Raw genomic sequence first — 23,114 nt, forward strand, 5'->3', positions numbered from 1 at the left:
TAATAAATATTGAGTAGTAATTGGTGATTGGTAATTGGTAATTGGAAAAATTTTGATTACCCATTACCCATTACCTATTACCCATTACCACTTTCTACAAGGTCTTCTGGACGAGAACCAGCGCGGGGGGCATCAGCGGGTACTCCGTGGGGGTCCATGACACCTTTAGGGAGGTAAGCAAGTTCCCGCAATGGTTTCACCATGGGATCATTTGTAACTTTATAGGGCAAACGTCCTAAAGCTACATTATCGTAATTAAGTTCATGGCGATCGTAAGTGGCGAGTTCATATTCTTCTGTCATGGATAAACAGTTGGTGGGACAGTATTCCACACAGTTACCGCAGAAGATACAAACTCCAAAATCAATACTGTAGTGTTTGAGCTTTTTCTTTTTAGCTACTTTGTCCATTTCCCAGTCAACTACAGGGAGATTAATAGGACAAACACGTACACAGACTTCACAAGCAATACACTTGTCAAATTCATAGTGAATGCGACCGCGAAATCTTTCACCGGGAATCAATTTTTCGTAGGGATATTGGACTGTAACTGGTCGCCGTCTCATGTGGTCAAAAGTCACAGATAGTCCTTGACCAATATAACGACCTGCTTGTACTGCTTCTTTGGCGTAATCACCAACTTGTTTGAGGAACTTGAGCATTTTGTGTCTCTCTCTTTCTTTGTCAGTTGTCAGTTGTCAGTTGTCAGTTGTCAATTGTTAATGACATTGACCACTGACTGCTGCTGTTTAACCACCGAAGGCCAAGGGGAAGGCTAGTTTAAATGCGGCGGTTAATAGGAGATTTACCAAGCCTATTGGTAAAAGGAATTTCCACCCTAAGTCTAGCAATTGGTCAATTCTTACCCGTGGTACTGTCCAACGGATCAGAATAGCAAGAAATACCAGTAAGTAGGCTTTGATTACGGTCATGGTAATGCCTATAACCGCTGTGACTACCTGAATTGCTGGGTCACTTTCACTGACTCCTAACCAACCAGTAATCATGTCAAGGGGTATGGGACAATGCCAACCACCAAGGTACAAAATTGCTACTAGTAAGGCGGAAAGTACGAGGTTGATGTAGGAACTGAGGTAGAAAAGGGCAAATTTCATCCCTGAGTATTCGGTCTGATACCCGGCTACTAGTTCTTCTTCAGCTTCTGGTAAGTCAAAGGGTAAGCGTTCGCATTCTGCCAGGGCAGCTATCCAAAAGATCATAAAACCTAATGGTTGTCGCCAAATATTCCAGCCGAAAATCCCAAAGTTAGATTGCTGATTGACGATGTCAACGGTGCTGAGACTATTGGACATCATGGCGATCGCTAGTACACTTAGTGCTAGGGGAATTTCATAACTAATGGACTGGGCTGCTGCCCGTAAACCTCCCAATAAGGCATATTTATTATTGGAGGCATAACCTGCCATTAATAAGCCAATGGGTTGAATACTGGATAATGCAATCCACAAGAATACGCCCATACCGACGTTAGCAACGATGATATTCTGTCCAAATGGCACAATTAAATACGACAGAAATACTGGTAAGACGACAATAATTGGACCAATGGTAAATAGCCAAGGATCTGCTTTGGCGGGGATGATATCTTCTTTAAACACCAATTTCAAACCATCGGCAACAGGCACTAGTAATCCAAAAGGTCCTTGGTATTCAGGACCTATTCGTTGCTGTGCTGCTGCGGAAATTTTCCGTTCTAGCCAGGTCGCAACTAGTACGCCTACTGTAGCCCCAATTAGCATCAATACCATTGGTAATGGCATCCAAAGGGCTTTGGCCGCTCCTGGGGGTACGCCTAAGTCCTTGACAGATTGAATAAAAGTTCCTTGGAGGTCAATTCCTGGATTCATGTTTGCTGCTCTTTAAGTCAACGTTCTGATGAACTATTAAAAATGAAATCAGTGATTTTCATCTTTTGTTCTTCAGCTTTAAGTACAGTCCCTGCAATGTTTACGATGATACCCGATTGAAGTTTATTCCCTTCAATACTGTTAATTCATGAGTTTAGTATATCCTTGGATGGTTTTCCCCATCAGACTCCACAAGACAACTTCTACTTATGGTTAGGATTGGAAATTGATGATTCGTGAGTGGGAAAATGGGCTTTATGTTTAACTATCCAGTTTTCAGACAGAACAAACTAGCCGCTTCCAGACTGGCAACGGTTATCTGCTGTATGCAAATTATCTGATTTTCTGGGATTGGCTGCTGTTGTAAATTTGCCAATTTTGGCGGGTTCTGATTTTGGACTACAAGCTCCAATGGTAGATAGGACGGTTATTAATCTGTCCACTAGAGGACTTGAATTGAATATCCAAAATCTAGAGTTGAGTTGTTTGTCAGTTAACGTTGGTCAATGGGAGTGTAAGCAACTTCATGACGACCGTCGTAAATTTGGGTAGGACGGAAAATCCGGTTTTCTACCAATTGTTCTTTCCAGTGTGCTAACCAGCCAGCTACACGAGCAATGGCAAATACTGGTGTAAATAAGTCTGTAGGAATCCCCATTTTCCTATACACTAAACCGGAATAAAAGTCAACATTAGGATAAATCCCTCTGTCACCCAGTTTTTCAGAAACTACCCTTTCCATTTCTACGGCAATTTCATAATATTCGTCATAGCCAAACTTCTCAAACAACTGCTCTGCTAAGTTTTGTAAGATTGTAGCCCGGGGATCTTTGACTTTGTAAACACGATGTCCAAAACCCATAATTTTGGCTTTGCGTTGGAGAAGATCATCTACATAGGGGATAACATTTTTTACAGAACCGATGTTTTCTAACATCTGAATTACTTCTTCATTCGCTCCACCATGCAATGGTCCACCTAAAGTACCTACGGCACTAGCTACTACTGCATAGGGATCTGTTAAGGTTGAAGCTGTGACTCTAGCACTAAATGTGGAAGCATTCATTGTATGCTCAACATGGAGTATTAGGCAAATATCAAATATTTTAGCGAATAAGGGATCAGGTTCTTTCTCATTCAGCATATACAGAAAGTTTTCCGCATAGCCTAGACCGTCCCTAGGTTTAACGGGGTCGTTTCCTTCCCGCATTAACTGGAAGGCTGCTACCATTGTGGGAATAGTCGCTATTAACCGGACAGCGGAGTTGCGAATATAGACCGGATTATGTAAGTCACGGCGAGAATAGAATAAACCTAAAGCAGCAGCAGAAGCTTGAAGAGCATCCATAGGATGACCACTTTCAGGAAAGCATTTCATCATATCCCTAATGCGGTATTTGATGCGACGATGAAAGAGAACTTCATACTCAAATGCTTTTAGTTCTTCTTTGGTTGGTAATTCACCCCAAATTAAAAGATATGCAGTTTCTAGGAATGTGCTTTTTTCTGCTAATTCCTCAATCCTGATACCACGATATTCTAGAATTCCTTTTTGCCCATCTACATAACTAATGCTTGATTGGGCTGCGGGAATGCCTTCTAAACCAGGCTTGTATTCGCACACCGTCATGGCAACACCATTTACTTTGTAAAATATCTGCTCACATTAACTCATCAGAGACTATTTTCACTATGACAGTTGCAGATGTAACAACTATTATAGTAGGTACTTGGGTTGTGTTAACCAAAACATTTGACTACGACCCAAGGGAGAACCATCATCTGGTAGTTTTATTCCCATCATACCTGCTTTTTTGAGGATGAGGCTTTCTTTTGCTTCTCCCCAGAGGAGAATTTCTGCCCAATGGCTTAAACTAGGTTCATGGCCTACTAATGCTAGTTTAGTTTTCTGGGGATATTTTCTGGGTTTAAGCCATTCTTGCCACCAATTTTGAATATTACCATCAAAGCTCAGATGATCTGATGTTTCTAACTGGGAACTTAGTCCAGCAGCAATGAGTATTTCTGCTGTTTGGTAAGCACGAACTAGGGGACTGGTGAGTATTAAATCAAAGTTAAAACTGAGTTTGACTAATCTCTGGGCTATTTTCTCGGTTTTTTCTTTTCCTTCTGGGGTGAGTTGTCGTTCTTCGTCTTTTAGTCCTGGTTGATGTTCTTCTGCGATACCATGACGGATTAAGTATAGTTCCATGTTTTTAGTTGGGTGTTTTTATATTATTTTTGTTTCGCGCAGAGACGCAAAGACGCAAAGGCGCAAAGAAGAGGGTAAGAGTCAGCAGTTTTGCAGTTTAACCCAATCTACGATAGATTGCTTTCATCTGTAGAAATATTCTGTTCAGCCTCTGATTCAGCTTCATAAATCAGCGGATATAGTGAAAGTCTATCTCTCATATCTCTAGCTAGTTGATCAAATGTTATGCAAATTACTTTGCGTGAATCTACTAAAACTTTATTTAAACGCCAATTCAATCTTGCTTTATCAATAGGAGATATAAAAGCGTCTCTACCTATAACAAGAATCCCGTAAAATTCTATATTCTCACTGCCAAAAATAGAACGAGCTAAAGACGTATTCTTATAATCATCAATTTTCCAAAACCAATCAATGATTTGACTAAATCCATGTTCAAATCTAGCCGACCACTCTGATGTAGTTTTTCCTTTTTTGTTTACAAAAATACTATTTTTTGTAGCATCTTCAAATTCAATGAAACAGTAAGTATTATTGACAGAATCACCAATGGCTAAATCGGCTAGAAAGTCTCCAAAAAATGTAAATTCATGTTTAATTTGGTTGAATCTAATGATTTGAGGAACGTAAAAACCAATAAATGCAGACAAATGTAATCTCTGTTTGAAAAAAGGAAGTATATCCTTACTTTCCTTTAATTCTTTATTATTGAGAAGTAACTTTTCAAATTCTTCAAGCTCAACTAAGCACTTTTTAATGTCTAAATTGAATGAGTCTAGTCCTTTCACGTTCTATACCTCTTTCAATGAGCCATAGAATTTCTCCAGACGGTCATGATTAACTATATCAATAATAGTTATTTCCCTATCTTGAAATTTAAATATAATTCTATATTTTAGACCTGCTCGCGCAATGAAATAATTGGGAATAGATTTCAGCTTATAAGTTTGAGTTTGTGAACAAAAAGGATCTTCTTCTAAGCAATTCATTGCACGTATAACTGTTCCTTGATCTCTGGTTGGTAAAGCATCAAGTGCTATTTGTGCTTTATCAAGTAAAACTACTTGGTTATTGTTTAGCCGTTGGTTATTAGATTCAATACCTGAATTCATAACATGACAGAATTTTTCTAAATAATATCCATATTATACTACTATTAAGACTTTGACTACTATATGTTTTGGAAGATTATGTATTTGAATCACCTCACAGTTTTTCAAATTAACCTTTTACCGTGTTATTAATGATAATCTGAGCTACGGAAATGAGATATTGCACTACAAATATTAATAGTGCTTATTTGCTTTCAAAATTTGTAATCCAAGGTCAATTGTTTCACGACACCAATTAGCATCTTCCTGAGACCAGTTTAGCTCCTCAACAAGATATTGCTTGAGCAGTTCAATATTTATATTCTTTTTACAACGCGAAGCAGCACAAATAAAGAAATAAAGTCGCTCCTTATCATTAAGATGATAGCTAAGAGGGCTAAAGCTCAGGTATGTTTCAAATAAATCTCTTGCTTTTGTAGATGAAATTATTTCCTTTAATCCAATCTCTTCTTTTGATATTTCAATGGAAATTTTATGCCTATTAGAATCAATAAAGCCCTTGAAATCTTGATAAAAATGTCTTAATAAAGCATTATATTCTAGCATTGGTATATGACCGTGCTGCGAATTAAAAATATTTACTATAGAATAAAACTGATCTTTTCTTTTAGTAATAAGAAAGGTTGGTTTGTGGTGGTCATCATCTAAAAACAAGATACATGAAGAATTACTAGTTTCTTCTATATGTTCTTTTATATGTTCTTTAGATTCCTTTTCGAGATAAGTCCAATTCTTAACCTGTTGAGTAAAATTTATAATAATATCAATAAATTCGGAATCGCTCACTTCTTTTAATTTTAATTTTAATTCTTGATAAGCCTTCATTTTGTTCACCTAATAACATCTAAAATTTAACTTACTTGAAATTTACTAAAGTGTCAACAATAACACTAGGCATGACCTAAATCCTCAATCAGTTCAGCCTCAGTGAGTTTAAAGGTGCTAATAAGATGATATTATACCATAATTTGCTATATGTAAGTAGTTTAGCTTGATTCTTTTCGATTGATAGTCTAGAGTGCGATGAAAACTTTTAAAATGGTTAATATAAACTGCTTCTAGATTTTAATATCGGCAGTAACTTCTAATTTAGCGTAAAACTTATGGCCTTTTCTTCTATTGTGCGTGCTTTGGCGCGATCGCCTCTTACCGCAGAATTCATTAGCAAACTCAACAAACAACAGGAATTGCGGTTAAATGGGATTTCTCGTCTCCCTAAGGGACTGGTAGCTTCAGCATTAGCAAACTATGAAGATCAGGATTTGTGTGTGTTCTGTGCTACACTGGAGGAGGCTGGCCGGGTTTTTGCCCAAATGGAGGCAATGGGATGGAAAACTGTCCACTTTTACCCTACTTCTGAAGCTTCTCCCTATGAACCCTTTGACCCGGAAAATGAGTTGAGTTGGGGACAAATGCAGGTTTTAGCTGATTTGGTCAATGGTCGGTCGTCAGTGGTTAGTGGTCAGTTGCTAAAACAAAAAACTGCCATAATTGCTACTGTAGGTGCATTACAGCCACATTTGCCACCTCCCTCGGCGTTTAAATTATTTTGTATAACTTTAGCCAAAGGGATGGAATTTGATTTAGATGGATTTGCTGAGAAAATTACTCTTTTGGGATATGCACGAGTTCCCCTGGTGGAAACTGAAGGACAATGGAGCAGACGGGGGGATATTGTGGATGTGTTTCCGGTGTCTTCAGAGTTGCCTGTGCGCTTGGAATGGTTTGGTGATGAAATTGAACAAATTCGGGAATTTGACCCCTCTACTCAGCGTTCAGCCTTGGATAAGGTGGAAAAAATTACTCTCACCCCCACAAGTTTCGCACCCATCATTTTAGACGGACTGAAGAATTTACCAAATGCAGAGACGTTTCATGAAACGTCTCTACAAGAAGGAAGTCGGCGATTTTTGGGGTTGGCCTTTACAAAACCCGCTTCATTGCTGGACTATTTACCTAAAAATACTCTCGTTGTCATTGATGAACCAGAACAATGTTATGCTCATAGCGATCGCTGGGTAGAAAATGCTAATAGTCAGTGGTCAGTTGTCAGTGGTCAGTTGTCCGTTGAATTACCTAAAATTCATCGCAATTTTGATGAGTGTATAGCAGAAATTAGTAATTTTAAAAAGTTATATTTATCGGAATTATCAGAAGAAAGTAGTGGTTTAAATTTAGGAAGTAGACCCTTACCTGTAACTCCTCATCAATTTGCTAAATTAGGGGAAACTATTAGAAACGAGAGAGAACGCAATTTTGCAATTTGGATAATTTCGGCTCAACCTTCCCGTTCGGTTTCTCTCCTCCAAGAACACGATTGTCCCGCGCAGTTTATCCCTAATCCCCGTGATTATCAAGCTATTGATAAACTGCAAATTAATCATACACCTATTGCTCTAAAATATTCTGGTTTGGCAGAATTAGAAGGGTTTATTTTACCTTCTTATCGGTTAGTTATTGTCACTGATAGAGAGTTTTATGGACAACATTCTTTAGCTAATTTTGGTTATGTTCGCAAACGTCGTCAAGCGACATCTAAACAAGTTGATCCTAATAAATTACGTCCAGGGGATTTTGTTGTTCATCGTAGTCATGGAATTGGCAAATTTGTCAAATTAGAAAGTCTGACAATTAACGAGGAAACTCGTGATTATTTAGTTGTGCAATATGCAGATGGTTTATTAAGAGTTGCTGCTGATCAGGTTGGTTCTTTATCTCGATTTAGAACTAATGTAGATAAACCTCCAGAACTGCATAAAATGACCGGAAAAGCTTGGGATAATACTAAAAATAAAGTCCGTAAAGCGATTAAGAAATTAGCAGTAGATTTGTTAAAATTGTATGCAGCACGATCTAAACAACAGGGGTTTTCCTATCCCGCAGATATGCCTTGGCAAGAAGAAATGGAAGATTCTTTCCCTTATCAACCTACCATAGATCAGCTAAAAGCGGTGCAAGATGTAAAACGAGATATGGAAAGTGAAAGACCTATGGATAGGTTAGTATGTGGAGATGTGGGTTTTGGCAAAACAGAAGTGGCAATTAGGGCGATTTTTAAGGCTGTTACCGCAGGAAAACAAGTCGCACTTTTAGCCCCAACGACAATTTTAACTCAACAACATTATCACACAATTAAAGAACGTTTTGCACCTTATCCAATTAATGTAGGTTTACTCAATCGCTTTCGTAGTGCGGAAGAAAAACGGAATATTCAAAAACGTCTTGCAACTGGAGAATTAGATATAGTTGTCGGTACACATCAATTATTAGGAAAAAGTGTGCAATTTAAAGATTTAGGACTTTTAGTAATTGATGAAGAACAAAGATTTGGAGTTAATCAAAAGGAAAAAATCAAAAGTCTGAAAACAGAAGTTGATGTTTTAACTCTTTCTGCTACTCCTATTCCCAGAACCTTATATATGTCATTGTCGGGAATTAGAGAAATGAGTTTAATTACAACTCCACCTCCAACTAGAAGACCAATTCAAACTCATCTCGCACCTTTAAATTCTGACATTGTGAGAAGTGCAATTCGTCAAGAATTAGATCGAGGTGGCCAGGTATTTTATGTAGTTCCACGAGTAGAAGGAATTGAAGAAACCACTGCAAATTTACGGGAAATGATCCCTGGAGGAAGATTTGCGATCGCTCATGGTCAAATGGATGAAAGTGAGTTAGAATCAACTATGTTGACCTTCGGAAATAATGACGCGGATATTCTTGTTTGTACAACAATTATTGAATCTGGTTTGGATATTCCGCGAGTTAATACAATTTTAATTGAAGATGCTCACCGTTTTGGTTTATCTCAATTATATCAATTACGAGGTCGAGTTGGTCGTGCAGGAATTCAAGCTCACGCATGGTTATTTTACCCCAAACAACGAGAATTATCTGATGCTGCTAGACAAAGATTAAGAGCAATTCAAGAATTTACTCAACTCGGTTCTGGATATCAATTAGCAATGCGAGATATGGAAATTCGCGGGGTAGGAAACTTGCTAGGTGCAGAACAATCTGGTCAAATGGATGCAATTGGTTTTGATTTGTATATGGAAATGTTAGAGGAAGCAATTCGAGAAATTAGAGGTCAAGAAATACCGAAAGTTGAAGATACGCAAATTGATCTTAATGTCACTGCATTTATTCCTTCCAATTACATTACTGATCTTGATCAGAAAATGAGTGCTTATCGCGCTGTAGCTACAGCAAAATCAAAATATGAATTAAAACAAATCGCTGCTGAATGGACTGATAGATATGGTACTATACCTGTACCTGCAAATCAATTATTGCGAGTTATGGAATTAAAACAATTAGCTAAAAATTTGGGATTTAGTCGTATTAAACCAGAGAATAAACAGCATATTGTTTTAGAAACACCCATGGAAGAACCAGCTTGGAATTTATTAGCAGAAAAGTTAACTTCAAATATGAAAACCAGATTTGTTTATTCTCCTGGAAAAGTCACAGCAAGAGGTTTAGGAGTCTTTAAAGCAGATCAACAATTGCAGACTTTAATAGATACTTTTATGAAAATGCAAGGTGCAATTTCTGAAACTCCTTGAGTTTGATTTTGTAGATTTTGGAGGTTGGGTTAAGCGACAACGCAACCCAACAAAAATATTAATTATCTTGAGTTTCCTTTAATCATATTGCTGATTTTCTACACTTCATTTTGTTTGTAATATGCGAATATTACCCTGATTTTATTTTTTGATATGTGTAAAAAACATATTTCATCAATTACTTCAAGTGCTAATACTACATTATGAAATGCGGAATGTGGGATGTTGGGTTTCCTTGCGTCAATCCAACCTACGAATACTAAAAAAGGCATTATCTATGGTCAAGATTTTGTAGGTTGGGTTAAGCGACAGCGCAACCCAACAACAGTATTAATTATCTTGAGTTTCCTTTAATCATATTGCTGATTTTCTACACTTCATTTTGCTTGTAATACGCGAATATTACCCTGATTTTATTTTTTGATATGTGTAAAAAACATATTTCATCAATTACTTCAAGTGCTAATACTACATTATGAAATGCGGAATGTGGGATGTTGGGTTTCCTTGCGTCAACCCAACCTACGAATACTAAAAAAGGCATTATCTATGGTCAAGGAAGTGATATTATAGAATAATGGTTAATAGTTAAAGAAATAGGACAATGAAAATTAAAGTCAAAAATCTTGGTACTTTACGAGAAGCAGAATTTACTCTTGGTGACTTGACGATCATTTGTGGTGGTAACAATACCGGAAAAACCTACGCAACTTATGCTTTATTTGGCTTTTTATATACTTGGCAAAGAATACTTTCAATTCAAGTCAACGATGATAAAATTGAGGAACTTCTTGCTGACGGTGTAATTCGTATTGATATCCAAGAATATGTTAAAAAATCTGAGCAGATTATAATTAAAGCCTGTGAGAGATATACCCAGGAATTACCGAAAATTTTTGCAGCACCAATTGACAGATTTAAAAATACAGAATTTAACATCAGTCTAGAAATAAAAACTGAAGATATTAAATTAAAAAACAAATTTGATCGAAAAATGGGATCAGCTAATGCAGAAATTTTCTCTATTACTAAAAGTGAAGAAAGTACAGAATTAGTTGTTACTCTTCTTGTTGAAAAAGACAAGGTAAAAATACCACATGAATTCATTAAATTTCTAATTGCTAATGCTATAAAAGATATTATTTTTGCTCAGTTTTTCCCTCGTCCTTTTATTGCTAGTGCTGAACGAACTGGCGCGGCCATTTTTCGCAAAGAGTTGAATTTTGCTAAAAATCGTTTACTAGAAGAAATTGGTCAAGCTGACGAAAATATTGATACAATGGAACTTTTACTGAAAGAGTATGATGATTATGCTCTACCGATAAAAACGAATGTGGATTTTACTCGTAAACTTGAAACCATTGTTAAAAAAAATAGTTTCATTACCGATGAATATCCTGATCTATTAGCTGATTTTACTGATATTATTGGTGGTGAGTATACTGTCACCCGCAACGATGAGCTTTATTATGTACCTAAGGGTAAAAAAGTTAAGCTTTCTATGGATGAAAGTTCTAGTGCTGTGCGTTCTTTATTAGACATTGGCTTTTATCTAAAATACGAAGCACAACATGGTGATTTATTGATGGTAGATGAACCAGAATTAAATCTACACCCTGAAAATCAACGCCGAGTAGCCAGACTTTTTGCTCGACTGGTTAACGTGGGTATTAAGGTTTTTATCACTACCCACAGCGATTACATCGTTAAAGAACTGAATACTCTAATCATGCTTAATCATGATAAACCCTATCTCCAGCGAATTGCTGAACAAGAAGGTTATCGGCCAGAAGAACTGATTACTGCTGAAAAAATTAAAGTTTACATTGCGGAAGAAGCAAATATGAAACTAGAGGGAAATACAAAAAAAACTAAATGTCAAACTCTTATACCTGCGGATATCGACCCAGAATTGGGTATTGAAGCTCGGAGTTTTGATACAACAATTGAAACGATGAATCGGATTCAGGAAGCAATTTTTTGGAGTGAAGAGTAATGTCTGATATTGCTATCTTGAAAGAAATGATCAAGGAAACCGCTACGGTATCATTAGAAAATGATCTTGACAGACGGAATAAGGTCATACTCAGAGAGCCTAAACCCCCCAATTACTATGTAACTATTCGTGGGATGCCGGATGATGATAATGTCATAATTATTAATCCAGAGGAATTTAAGTCACTTGATACAATTTTCAAAGGAAAAAATGGTGAATGTAAACGTGCAGATTTTATTATCATTGCTGATACTGGTAAGAAACAGACAATTATCTGTATTGAAATGAAAGCAAGAAAAGGAGGAACAATGAAAGATATTACTGAACAACTTCAAGGAGCAAAGTGTTTTGTTGCCTATTGTCGGGAAATTGGTCAATCATTTTGGGATCATCCGAATTTTCTTAAAGATTATAAATGGCGGTTTATCAGCATTAAAAACATCACGCAAAAAACAAAAACACGGTTTGACCCTAATCAAAAGTCCACTTCAAAATTAGAAATACGCCAGATTTCAGGTAAATTTTTTCAATTTAATGATTTAGTCCATTGCCAAAAATAATGATAGTGATAGTTATGTAGTGAAATAAACTTAATTGGTGAAAAATTAAAATTTATCAATCTTGGCTTTTCCTAATGTGAGTGATATATTTTAGTAATCATCGAAATGACTAATTTTGATATAAGTTTACAAGGTTGCAATTTATGACATCACCTTTTGAACCATCCCAGAAAATTCCCATTAAACTACCATCTAATCATCCTGACTTATTATTAGGATTAGATGACTTACTACAACTCGGTTTAATATCTGATGATCAAATTAAACAATTAGCCCGTCAATATCTCACTTGCACTGTAGTATTTACACCTCAAACTGCATCAGAACCAGAGGAAATTTTCACCCTTAGCACACCCCCACGAAAACCATTAATTCCCACTTTACCTGTCATACCAACAGTACCTAAAAAACCCAGCTTTGTTAATTCGATGTTGCAATCTTTGGGTGAAGAATTAAGTGTAAGGTGGTTGCTGTTTTTAGGCGTATTTTTAGTAGTGCTTTCCTCCGGTGTTTTAGCTGCAAGTCAGTGGGAAAGATTCCCCGCAGTTGGACAGTATGGAGTTTTATTTGCCTATACCTTGAGTTTTTGTGGATTTACACTTTGGGCAGGTAAACAAAGCAATTTAAGGTTAACTGCACAGACATTATTAATCGTCACATTGCTATTAGTTCCTATCAACTTTTGGGCAATGGATAGCTTTAGTCTGTGGCAAAATCCATTAAACTTAGTTGTGATGGGAATTGCGTCGCTAACCCTGACGTTTATTACTAATCAACTTTGTCAAAACCGCAATATTATTAATAATTTTCCCAGTGGTAAATTACCTTTAATCAATATTATCGGTTTGAGTTATTTACATTGGGGTTGGAAGTTATCAGTTTTTCCACTCATTGCTGTTTATTTAGCAATGATAGGAACAACTACTATTACTGTTTACAATCAATTAACCCAATCAGAAGAAAGTACAAATACAGAAACTTCGCAATGGGGAATTAGTTTATATTTTACTTTCCTGATTTATGCTTTATTAACTTTACTGACAAGGGCTATTTTTATAGCTGGAGTTAATATTACTCAATTAGGTTTAGCGATTGGGATTTGTGGTAGTTTAGTAATTTGGTTATCAGAAAAAAATCTCTCTACAAATTCTTCTGAACTTTGGGAAAAATTAGGAGAAATTTTACTTTTATTAGGTTGGTTAGTTTCAGTCATTACCCAACCAAACCAAGCTATCATATTGAGTGGCTTAAGTTTGTGGATTTTTAGTATTCGATTACAAAGATACAGGTTAAAAGTTGATTTTTTAGCTATTTTCTTAATTGGTTTACAGACAATTTGGCTAGGTTGGCGGTTAGTACCTAATGAATTACAAAGATTAGTAATTAGTACGACAACTCATTTAACTAATTCTCAAAATGAACCTTGGGCATTATTGAGTATTGCTTTATTTGCTTATATTATTTTGATGTTATGGATAACAAATAAGTTATATCATCAAGAAAATCAAGAAATAGCAAATTTTGGAGAATATCTTACTTTATTTTTAGGAATTTGTCTAACAATAATTAGTTTAGTAAATCCCACATTAAGAACAATCAACTTTTTATTATCTACTATTACTTTAGCGACATTTATCCAACGCTGTACAGCTTTTTCTCCTTCCCTGATATACTTGACTCATGGTATGGGAATATTGACACTGATTTCTAGTATTAATTGGTTTTTACCAAGTTTAAATAAAGAAATTTGGGCTGGTATTCTATTAGCTATCATGATAGCTGAATGGGGATTTAGTCTTGGTAATGGTATCTGGCGACGCAGTGCATGGTATATTGGTTTAGTATTAGCGGCACTCAGTTTTTCTTTATTGTGGGTAAATCTTGAAAGTTATTGGTATGGTAATTTACAAAATCGAACCTCTTGGGGAATAATTTGGTTAATTACACCTTTAACATTAACAGCTTTAGCTATTCGTAATACTGAACCAAATCGTACTACCAACAGTTTTTTAACTGTCTTAGCTGTGGGTGTTTCTCAATTATTAACTTTACCATTACCAGGAATTAGATTAATTGGTTTGGGTGTGGGTGTAGGTGTAAATGTAGCAGTAATGTTAGTCAATACTCGCTATTTAAGAAATCAAATATATGCAGGAACAATTATTGGTTTTGGGTTGAGTTTTCTGACAGCATTGTTATGGGAAGGTGTATTTGGTTTAATTAAATTAACAATATCGGGTTGGTTTGTTGTTACTGCATTAACAATACTGAGTTTATGGCTATGGCGTGGTGTACTTTTACGCAAAGTTACAGAATTAGCGATAATTTATGCAGTCGCTAGTGATAAATGGGCGATTGCATTATGTACAATAGAATTATCAGCCTTAACTCTCCACTCCAGCTTAATTTATCAAGGCATTATCAAAACAGAATATTTCTATGTTATTACCACAGCGATAATTTTAGTGGCAATTCTCTATCGCAGTTGGGGACAATCGAAGGAAGCAGCATTTTATGGTATTGGTTGGTGTTTAGAATTATTAACAGCGGAAATATTAGGATTTGGCGAACATTCAGTTATGAGAATAGCCATAGGTAACATTATTCTAGGGTTAACAACTCAGCTATTTGGTGAATGGTGGCGACGTAAACATCAATTACAAACATTACCTAATAGTTTTAATATTCTTCCCCTCATTTATGGTGCATTTAGTGTCATTTTCCGGTTAAATACCTTTGCAGATTTTACAGGTTTTTGTTCCTTGGGTGTAGCCTTAATTCTGATTGGAGTAGGAAGACGCAGGGAAGCATTTAAACTTCTGCTTTATTTTGGTATTATCGGGTTATCAATTTCCGCCTACGAACTCCTATTTTATCAAATGTCCCTATCAAGAGGAGGGGTGTTAGGTGATGGCTTAATTGCTATGTCAGCCCTGGGGACTAGCATTATGTATGCTTACCGTATCCTCACACCTTGGCTGATTAGTTATCTTTGTTTAACTCCAAGAGAATTAAAAAATATTGCCCATATCCATTGGGCTTGGAGTAGTATTTTATTCCTATCAGCTATTACTTTATCTATCCAAATTAACTTTTCTATTGTCTTAGGAACTGGATTATTTTTAGTCCGCTATGCGATTTGGCAAGGAAGAGAAAATTCTCAAGAAACAAATCAGGAAGTCTGGGTTTATTTGGGTTTAATAGAAGCAGGAATAATTGGTATCTATTTACAAAGCTTACCAATAGGACGAACAATATCTGAACAATTATTACCTTGGAATGGGGCGATATCTTGCCTATTTGCTTACTTCCTTTATATCCTACCTTGGGGAAGATTGGGTTGGTCAAAAATACCTTGGCAACGCACAGCTTATGTTCTCCCATTAATCATCTTAGGCACAACGGGACTAAAAACTTATCCTATTACTTTAATTATCGTTGCTGCTTACTACATCTTTTTAGCGAAAGCAGCAACACAAATCCGGTTTACATACATCAGTTTGATATTAATTGATTGGGCGTTATTTACTTGGTTTAATGATTTAAACCTGAGAGATTCTCTTTCCTATGTGATACCTATTGGATTATCTTTACTATATATCGCTGAGGTGGATGAACAACTTAAATTATCAACAATAAAACCCCTACGTCAAAGTTTACGAATGTTAGGAAGTGGTTTAATTTGCGGTTGGACAATTTTGTTTTATCAAAATTTACCTTTTATCCCCGGAGTTTTTAGTATGATTACTATTTTCGCTGGCTTAGGTTTAAAAGTCCGCGCTTTTCTTTATGTTGGTACAGGTACTTTTTTAATTACCAGCATTTACCAATTAGTAATTTTCAGTCTGAGTTATTCTTTTTTAAAATGGATTGTTGGTTTATTAGTTGGTATTTTGTTAATTTACATTGCTGCTAATTTTGAAACCCGACGTACTCAAATCACTGCTATACTTCGCAATATTAGTGATGAGTTTGCAAATTGGGATTGATTAGACATCTCACGAAAAAGAATGTAGAGACGTTCCATGAAACATCTCTACAACAATTTTAGAACCCGCACATTTAATCAATTGGATCAATACCTAGTGCGCGTAACTGTTCTGCTAACCTTTTAGCCCGTTGACGTTCTTGTTCAGCCCGTTGACGTTCCTGTTCAGTTCGTTGCTGTTCTTGTTCTACCTTTTCTACAGCCCATGGTAATAAATTACCTGCTTGATCCCACCACCGTAGCCAGTAACCTATGCGACCTTCCTTTTCTCCTTGCCACAATCCCAAAAATAATCCCATATCTGTAATCCAGTAACGATTATTTTCGTCTTTTGGCTGCAATTTATACTGTCCTGACTCGATTTGATGAACTTCTAATGTAGCCGTCAGGGGATCAAAAATTACATAGGTAGGAACTTGGAGAATTTGTTCATAAAAAAACCATTTTCCGGAGGGAAAAGTGCGTCTAGCTGAGTATTCTTTCCCGTCTGGATCTGAGCAAAATTCCATCACAACCCGGGGAATTTCCCCTTCTAGATGGGGTGTATAGCTACGTCTATCTGTCACTCCAGATAAGGGTAAAACCGTCTGCACAAAAAACCAATCTGGCGCTTTGATAACAAGTTTACCATCCATGGTGGCACAGATGCCCAAATTGGCCGCTATAAGCATGGTGGGTTGAATATATCCGCTTAATTCCAGACCTTCTCGCAATGCTCCGGCAATTAATGGCTGTGCAGTGTTTTCCACAGGTTCTTCTTCTAAGATAAAATCTTCGGGTAATGCTTCCCAAGAAATTGCGATTGTTGATAGTTTTGGAACGGTTGAGATTGGAGTAGCCACCATCACTCTAACTCCCTATTATGAGGATTTTTTGTAATTTATTATAGCAGGGAACAGAATTGAACGCCCTTTGGTGTATGGTTTAATATTAATTAGGTTGTGTAGTCGAAAAACTCTCCTGAAAACCTAATTCTTTATATACAGTCAATGTTTCTTGATGTACACGGGTAACATTTAACCATTCTAGATTTTCCTGCGATCGCTGTTTCCACTCTTGAAGCGTATTTGGATTACTCAATAGTTTAATTAATGCTTCAGCCAACTTATGACTATCCTGAGCCGGAACTAATATCCCTGCTTTCCCATTATCCAACGCCTCTGGAATGCCGTCTACCTCAGTCGCAACAATAGCCATTCCTGCTTCCCTCGCTTCCGAAAGTACCAAGGGGCAGGGATCACGGTGGGAAGCTAAGACAAAAATATCACAGGCTAGTAAATAACGTTGTGGTTCAGGCTGAAACCCTTCAAAATGAATCTGACTACTAACAGCAGTTGCTTGGGCTTGAGATTCAAATATTTGTTTATCTGGACCATTTCCCACCACATATAAATGCACTTCGGGAAAAGATGTCGCAACTTTCTCAAAAGCAGCAATTAACTCAGTAATACCTTTACGTTTATACATTCCTGCCACGGTAGCGATTCCTACGGAGCGCTTCGCTATCGCTGGAGTTTGTAAATTTAAAGGTTGATAATCTGATATTTTCCGAGTTCGAGGGCTACCTAAAGTCCCATTACACACTACCCGTAATTTATGTTCAGAAATTCCTCGTTTTACCATTGAATTTTTGACAGCTTTGCTAACAGCAATTACTCGGTCAGCTAAACCCATCAATAGACTACTCCGTTGAAATTCATTATGGACAGTAGCCACTAAAGTATATCTATTTCCCCATCTTAAAGCACTCGCTAAAACCACACCCGTCATCATGTGAGCATGAACTATATTTGGCTGAAATTCTTGCAAAATTGCCCGATAAGCTATCGCGGCCTTAATCATATTTATTGGCTGGCGATTTTGGTTGATTTTGTAATGCTTAACACCGAATTTATTTAATAATTTTTCGTATTCTCCCCCTGCTGAAATTACGGCTACATGATCACCAGATTGAGATTGTAAACAAGCTAGATCTACTGCTACATTGACAATACCATTGCCAATTTCCTGGACATGATTTAGTATATGTATGATTCGCATAAATTTAAAAATGTGTGTCAAAACTTATTCCTAATTATGATATATAAAGTCATATATTCAAAATGTATTTCATGAAGCATATATCAAATTTATAAAGTAATGTTAATAGGGAGGGTGGTTGTTAAAGTTAAAACATTCTGTACGATAATTATTTCCTTGTCTTTTGGTTTATTATAATTACTTTTCCCAATTAGATAATATGTATATCCTGGTGAAAACTACATACAAAACCCTGATTCATCTTCCTGTACTCAATTAAGTGATTTTGGCTCAAAATGTAACACCATAATTTGCTCTAGACGCAACCCAACAGATCCATAGGTTTGTCCATTGATATCGCTAAATTCTACTTCAAATGCTGTACCAACTTGACCACGTAATAAGTTATATTCAGGTAAATCCATTGTGAGTGCTACTACGTCTAGTAAATTAAACTGATTTTTAATCATTTGGGAATAATTGACGATTAGATAAGGATGAGGAAATTATTTTTGATACTCATAAAATCTGTTATATTATAGTACATACGAATTAAAACATCAAATTCAGATAACTTACAAAATTCATAACTGACTAAGGTTAAATCATCATGTCTAGTATAAACACAGGTATTGAGTGGACAGATAAAACTTGGAATCCTACAACTGGTTGTAACAAAGTTAGTCCAGGTTGTGTGCATTGCTACGCAGAAGCTATTACTAAACGCTTTCCTAATAATTTTAAAAATGGATTTGATTTAACTCTACATCCAGAAAGATTAACAGAACCTTTAAAATGGCGTACTCCCAGTAGAATATTTGTTAATTCAATGAGTGATCTTTTTCATGAAGAAGTACCTTTAGATTTTATTAAAAATGTGTTTAAAGTGATTCATGCTACACCTCATCACATATATCAAATATTAACAAAAAGACCAGAAAGATTAGTTGAATTAGCACCACATCTAGAATTTCATAAAAATATCTGGTTAGGTGTATCAGTAGAAAATCAAAGTTATGTTTCTCGTATTGATTTACTTCGTCAAGTTCCTGTAAATGTGCGTTTTCTTTCCTGTGAACCATTGTTAGGTTCATTAAATCTCGACCTCACAAATATTGATTGGGTCATTGTTGGTGGAGAATCTGGTCAAAAACATCGTCCAATGAATATTGAATGGGCTGAAGACATTCGTGACCAATGCCAAAAAGCAGAAGTTGCATTTTTCTTTAAGCAAATTGGTGGTAGAACTTCTAAAGCTGGTGGTAAGTTATTAGATGGTAGAATATGGGATGAAATGCCAGAAGCTTGGCAAGAACATCAGAAAAAATGGGGTCAAGTTCCACGAAAATTAGCATTAAAAAAAGAAAATTTGCAACTTACTGCTTAGGTGGAAATGTAACTTTAACAGAATCTCCAAAGGTATTTTTTCTTCGTTCATTAACAGATAGTTATGTAGTACAAAGCACAATTTCATTTAAAATAAATTTACAGTTAATAAAAAATAAAGTTTTCTTATGAAAGATAAAATGTTTGTGATAAAATTAATCTAGTTTTATCAACTTACCAAAATTTTTGATAATGGCGACAAAAAACTATGACTAATCTCTTACAACAAGCTTAATTAAGAGATGCTTTTGGTTATGTAATGCGGAAACATTCATTTATTATAGATGCTGTTGTTATTTTACCTGATCATCTCCACTGTATTTGGACTTTACCAGAAAATGATCATGATTTTTCTACCCGTTGGCGTTTAATTAAAAGTTATTTTAGTCGTAAATGTGAAACTATTTCACCAGAAAATATATCTATATCTAGAAAAAACAAAAAACAACGGGCTATATGGCAATATCGGTTTTGGGAACATTTAATTAGAGATGAAATTGATTTTCAAAATCATGTTGAATATATTCATTATAATCCCGTGAAACATGGTTTGGTAACAGCACCAAAATATTGGGAATATTCCAGTTTTCATCGGGCTGTGCGTCAAGGTATGTATGACATAATGTGGGGTGCGGGTGAGGAAATTATGGTTCTACTGCTCCGAGTTCGCCCATTTTGAAGAGTATTAAAGCCTTAAATCTAATCAAGATAAGGGTTTAAGCCGTATTTTTCTGAAAATATTATAAAAGGAGCGGTAGAACCACTATTTTTTAGTATAATTGTAGTATTCTAAGTAAGAATCAAAGCCTTTGATGTAATCAATCTATTCGTTCGTTAAGAAAGTGAAACAGTTATGCAGATGATTGATATTAAAACCAATAGTCCTCCCCTTTCCATTGTAAGTATTGAGGTAGAGCAACTTTTTGGTAGATATAATTATACATTATCAAAAAAAGATACTCATAATGAAGTAGACTCTTCTCTCATGATCCTTTATGGAGATAATGGTTCTGGTAAAACCACGATTTTAAAGCTTTTATTTCATTTGCTATCACCACATCCTGGACATCGTAAATTTTTAACCCAAATTCCTTTTAGCAAATTTTCGTTAATTCTTGCTGATGGTAATAGTTTTATTGCTAGTCGAGGTAATTCAGAGTTAGTTGGTTCATTTCAATTGCAAATTTTTCAGAATAAAATTAGTATTTTTGATGAACTAATGGACTATGAATATGATAAACGAAAACAACACTTGCCAAGTGATAAATTTTGTGAGAAATTAACAGAACTTCAATTAAATATGTTCTTTTTAGGTGATGATAGAATCTTAAAAAGTGATATCTTACCAGATGATGATGATAATGATTTATATGAAAAACATAGAGAATTTTTATTCTCAAAAAGAAGAACTACTTCATCAAGCTTTGATGTATTAGATGATTATTCTTTAATTAACAGAGATATAGTTTTAAAAACATCCATTAAAAGAACTCAAAAATGGATTAGTGATCAAACATTAACAGGGACAAGTCAAGGAGAAGCAAATGTACACAACGTCTATGAAGAAATTATTACTGAAATTCTTCAAAATTCAGAAAAAGAAGTTATGGAAGAATTGCCAAAACCACTTGAAATATTAATTAAAGACTTAATAAATGCAGACAATCGTAGTAAAGATTTTTCTCGATTTGGCTTAATGTCACCATTGGATAGTCAAAATATTGTTAATATATTGGAATCAAATTCAAAAAGAAAATCTACACTTATATCGAGTGTTTTAAAACCATATTTGGATAGTGTATCTGCAAGATTTGATGCACTACAAAATACACAAAATTTATTGACTACTTTTGAAAGTACCATTAATAAATTTTTTCATGATAAATATATAAAGCTTCATGTCAGAGATGGAATAAAAATATTTACTGATGAAAATCTAGAATTATCTCCTGAAAAACTATCTTCAGGAGAAAAACAACTTCTATTACTTTTTTGTAACACTCTTACTGCACGAGATAAAGCAACAATTTTTATTATTGATGAGCCAGAAATATCCTTAAATGTAAAATGGCAACGTCAACTTATTCACGCATTACTTGAGTTAACAAAAGGCAGTCAAGTTCAATTTATATTAGCTACTCATTCAATAGAGTTGCTTACTCAATACAAGGGTCATGTTATCAAGCTTGTGAAGACGGAGCAATAAAGTGAAAATGGAAAATGAAATAAGACACACGCTTGATGAACTTGTTGCCAGATATGAACTTGAGCCTGATTTCCATGATATATATGTTGAAGGTAAAACAGATAAACTTTTTTTAGAATGGTTTTTAAGAAACAGAGGCATACAAAACATTGTTGTTTATGAAATTGAGACAGTTGATATTTCTGCTGAAAGATTATTTGAGCTTCAGTTAAAAGATAACAACCGTAGTCGTGTTATTACTCTTGCTTTGTACCTACAGGATAAATTTCCAAAAACTACTCCTCATGTTATTTGTATTGCAGATAAAGATTTTGATTGGTTATTCGATATAACTTATCAGTGCAATTTATTATTTTTCACTGATTATTCATGTTTGGAAATGTATCTTTTTAATGAAACAGTTTTAAATAAATTCTTGCTTTTATCTCTACGTATATCTGAATTAAGAGCAATAGATATACTCAATCAATTATCTAAAGTCTTAGAAGATTTATTTCTAATTCGTGCTGCTAGAGAATCACTAAACATAAATATTGATATGTTAGATAATTTCGGCAAATGCTGTAATTGGAATAAAGCAAAGACTGAATTTCAATTTGATATAGAAACAATGTTTCAGAGTTTACTTATTCGTCTTACTGAATAAATGTAAAATTAATATCTTTGGTTATGTGATGCGGAAACATCCATTTATTATAGATGCTGTTGTTATTTTACCTGATCATCTCCACTGTATTTGGACTTTACCAGAAAATGATCATGATTTTTCTACCCGTTGGCGGTTAATTAAAAGTTATTTTAGTCGTCAATGTGAAACTATTTCACCAGAAAATATATCTGTATCTAGAAGAAAGAAAAAACAACGGGCTATATGGCAATATCGTTTTTGGGAACATTTAATCAGAGATGAAATAGATTTTCTTTCATCACGTTGAATATATTCATTATAATCCTGTGAAACATGGTTTGGTAACAGCACCAAAGGATTGGGAATATTCCAGTTTTCACCGTGCTGTGCGTCAAGGTATGTATGACATGATGTGGGGTGCGGGTGAGGAAATTATTTTTGATGATGATATTGGTAATGAGTAGGTTGGGTTGAATGAAATGAAACCCAACATTAAATTTAAAATACCAATGGGTGATGTTGGGTTTCGTTCCTCAACCCAACCTACATTTGCTACATTTACCAGAATATG

The 23,114-nt window shown here is 35.3% G+C and carries 17 protein-coding genes and 2 pseudogenes; 9 read left to right on the plus strand and 10 right to left on the minus strand.

Annotated elements, in window-relative coordinates:
- Positions 1 to 77 precede the first annotated feature (77 nt).
- From ndhI to H6G44_RS07190, 7 genes are all read right to left on the minus strand, one after another.
- Positions 78 to 662, minus strand: a complete 585-nt coding sequence (gene ndhI, locus H6G44_RS07160) for an NAD(P)H-quinone oxidoreductase subunit I (RefSeq protein WP_190385622.1) — start codon at positions 660 to 662, stop codon at positions 78 to 80.
- Positions 663 to 749: 87 nt separating this feature from the next.
- Positions 750 to 1,868: an NADH-quinone oxidoreductase subunit NuoH gene (gene nuoH, locus H6G44_RS07165; RefSeq protein WP_190385623.1), complete on the minus strand. Its 1,119-nt coding sequence runs from the start codon at positions 1,866 to 1,868 to the stop codon at positions 750 to 752.
- A gap of 493 nt (positions 1,869 to 2,361) precedes the next feature.
- Positions 2,362 to 3,498 carry a citrate synthase gene (locus tag H6G44_RS07170; RefSeq protein ID WP_190385624.1) on the minus strand — a complete coding sequence of 379 codons (1,137 nt, stop codon included), beginning with the start codon at positions 3,496 to 3,498 and terminating at the stop codon, positions 2,362 to 2,364.
- 87 nt (positions 3,499 to 3,585) lie between these two features.
- Positions 3,586 to 4,080: a phosphohistidine phosphatase SixA gene (gene sixA / locus H6G44_RS07175; RefSeq protein ID WP_190385625.1), complete on the minus strand. Its 495-nt coding sequence runs from the start codon at positions 4,078 to 4,080 to the stop codon at positions 3,586 to 3,588.
- Between the two features lie 107 nt (positions 4,081 to 4,187).
- Positions 4,188 to 4,868, minus strand: a complete 681-nt coding sequence (locus H6G44_RS07180) for a Shedu immune nuclease family protein (protein WP_190385626.1) — start codon at positions 4,866 to 4,868, stop codon at positions 4,188 to 4,190.
- Positions 4,869 to 4,871: 3 nt separating this feature from the next.
- On the minus strand, positions 4,872 to 5,192 hold the full coding sequence (locus tag H6G44_RS07185; protein ID WP_190385627.1) for a type II toxin-antitoxin system RelE family toxin: 321 nt from the start codon (positions 5,190 to 5,192) through the stop codon (positions 4,872 to 4,874).
- A gap of 174 nt (positions 5,193 to 5,366) precedes the next feature.
- Positions 5,367 to 6,017, minus strand: a complete 651-nt coding sequence (locus H6G44_RS07190) for a hypothetical protein (protein WP_190385628.1) — start codon at positions 6,015 to 6,017, stop codon at positions 5,367 to 5,369.
- A 278-nt stretch (positions 6,018 to 6,295) separates the two neighbouring features.
- Between H6G44_RS07190 and mfd the strand changes: the two genes are divergently transcribed.
- The 4 genes from mfd to H6G44_RS07210 all read left to right on the plus strand — a co-directional run bounded on the left by mfd (position 6,296) and on the right by H6G44_RS07210 (position 16,305).
- A complete protein-coding gene (gene mfd / locus H6G44_RS07195; protein ID WP_190385629.1) occupies positions 6,296 to 9,760 on the plus strand; it encodes a transcription-repair coupling factor in 3,465 nt (1,154 codons plus the stop codon).
- A 604-nt stretch (positions 9,761 to 10,364) separates the two neighbouring features.
- The gene (locus H6G44_RS07200; RefSeq protein WP_190385630.1) at positions 10,365 to 11,756 is read left to right on the plus strand and encodes an AAA family ATPase; all 1,392 of its coding nucleotides are present in this window, start codon (positions 10,365 to 10,367) and stop codon (positions 11,754 to 11,756) included.
- Positions 11,756 to 12,316 (plus strand): hypothetical protein, encoded by a 561-nt coding sequence (locus tag H6G44_RS07205; RefSeq protein WP_190385631.1) that lies wholly within the window; start codon positions 11,756 to 11,758, stop codon positions 12,314 to 12,316. Before H6G44_RS07200 ends, H6G44_RS07205 begins: the two co-directional genes overlap by 1 nt.
- Before the next feature lie 143 nt (positions 12,317 to 12,459).
- Positions 12,460 to 16,305 (plus strand): DUF2157 domain-containing protein, encoded by a 3,846-nt coding sequence (locus H6G44_RS07210; protein ID WP_190385632.1) that lies wholly within the window; start codon positions 12,460 to 12,462, stop codon positions 16,303 to 16,305.
- A 73-nt stretch (positions 16,306 to 16,378) separates the two neighbouring features.
- Here H6G44_RS07210 and H6G44_RS07215 read toward each other — a convergent pair whose 3' ends face one another.
- From H6G44_RS07215 to H6G44_RS07225, 3 genes are all read right to left on the minus strand, one after another.
- Positions 16,379 to 17,146 carry a Uma2 family endonuclease gene (locus tag H6G44_RS07215; RefSeq protein WP_375379336.1) on the minus strand — a complete coding sequence of 256 codons (768 nt, stop codon included), beginning with the start codon at positions 17,144 to 17,146 and terminating at the stop codon, positions 16,379 to 16,381.
- 88 nt (positions 17,147 to 17,234) lie between these two features.
- Positions 17,235 to 18,344 (minus strand): glycosyltransferase family 4 protein, encoded by a 1,110-nt coding sequence (locus H6G44_RS07220; protein ID WP_190385634.1) that lies wholly within the window; start codon positions 18,342 to 18,344, stop codon positions 17,235 to 17,237.
- A gap of 251 nt (positions 18,345 to 18,595) precedes the next feature.
- Positions 18,596 to 18,793, minus strand: a complete 198-nt coding sequence (locus H6G44_RS07225; protein WP_190385635.1) for a DUF4926 domain-containing protein — start codon at positions 18,791 to 18,793, stop codon at positions 18,596 to 18,598.
- Positions 18,794 to 18,933: 140 nt separating this feature from the next.
- Here H6G44_RS07225 and H6G44_RS07230 point away from each other — a divergent pair, with 140 nt between their 5' ends.
- The 5 genes and pseudogenes from H6G44_RS07230 to H6G44_RS20805 all read left to right on the plus strand — a co-directional run bounded on the left by H6G44_RS07230 (position 18,934) and on the right by H6G44_RS20805 (position 23,007).
- Entirely contained in the window at positions 18,934 to 19,710 is a 777-nt protein-coding gene (locus H6G44_RS07230; protein ID WP_190385636.1) for a DUF5131 family protein, read from the plus strand.
- Positions 19,711 to 19,944: 234 nt separating this feature from the next.
- Positions 19,945 to 20,388, plus strand: a pseudogene (locus tag H6G44_RS07235) (REP-associated tyrosine transposase); the annotation flags it as partial.
- 174 nt (positions 20,389 to 20,562) lie between these two features.
- Positions 20,563 to 21,915: an AAA family ATPase gene (locus H6G44_RS07240; protein ID WP_190385637.1), complete on the plus strand. Its 1,353-nt coding sequence runs from the start codon at positions 20,563 to 20,565 to the stop codon at positions 21,913 to 21,915.
- A gap of 7 nt (positions 21,916 to 21,922) precedes the next feature.
- Entirely contained in the window at positions 21,923 to 22,561 is a 639-nt protein-coding gene (locus H6G44_RS07245) for a DUF4435 domain-containing protein (protein ID WP_190385638.1), read from the plus strand.
- Positions 22,554 to 23,007 (plus strand): annotated as a pseudogene (locus H6G44_RS20805) (REP-associated tyrosine transposase). Before H6G44_RS07245 ends, H6G44_RS20805 begins: the two are co-directional and overlap by 8 nt.
- Positions 23,008 to 23,114: the final 107 nt, after the last annotated feature.

This window comes from Aphanizomenon flos-aquae FACHB-1287, assembly GCF_014698755.1.
In the GTDB taxonomy this organism is placed as follows: Bacteria; Cyanobacteriota; Cyanobacteriia; order Cyanobacteriales; family Nostocaceae; genus Dolichospermum; species Dolichospermum flosaquae.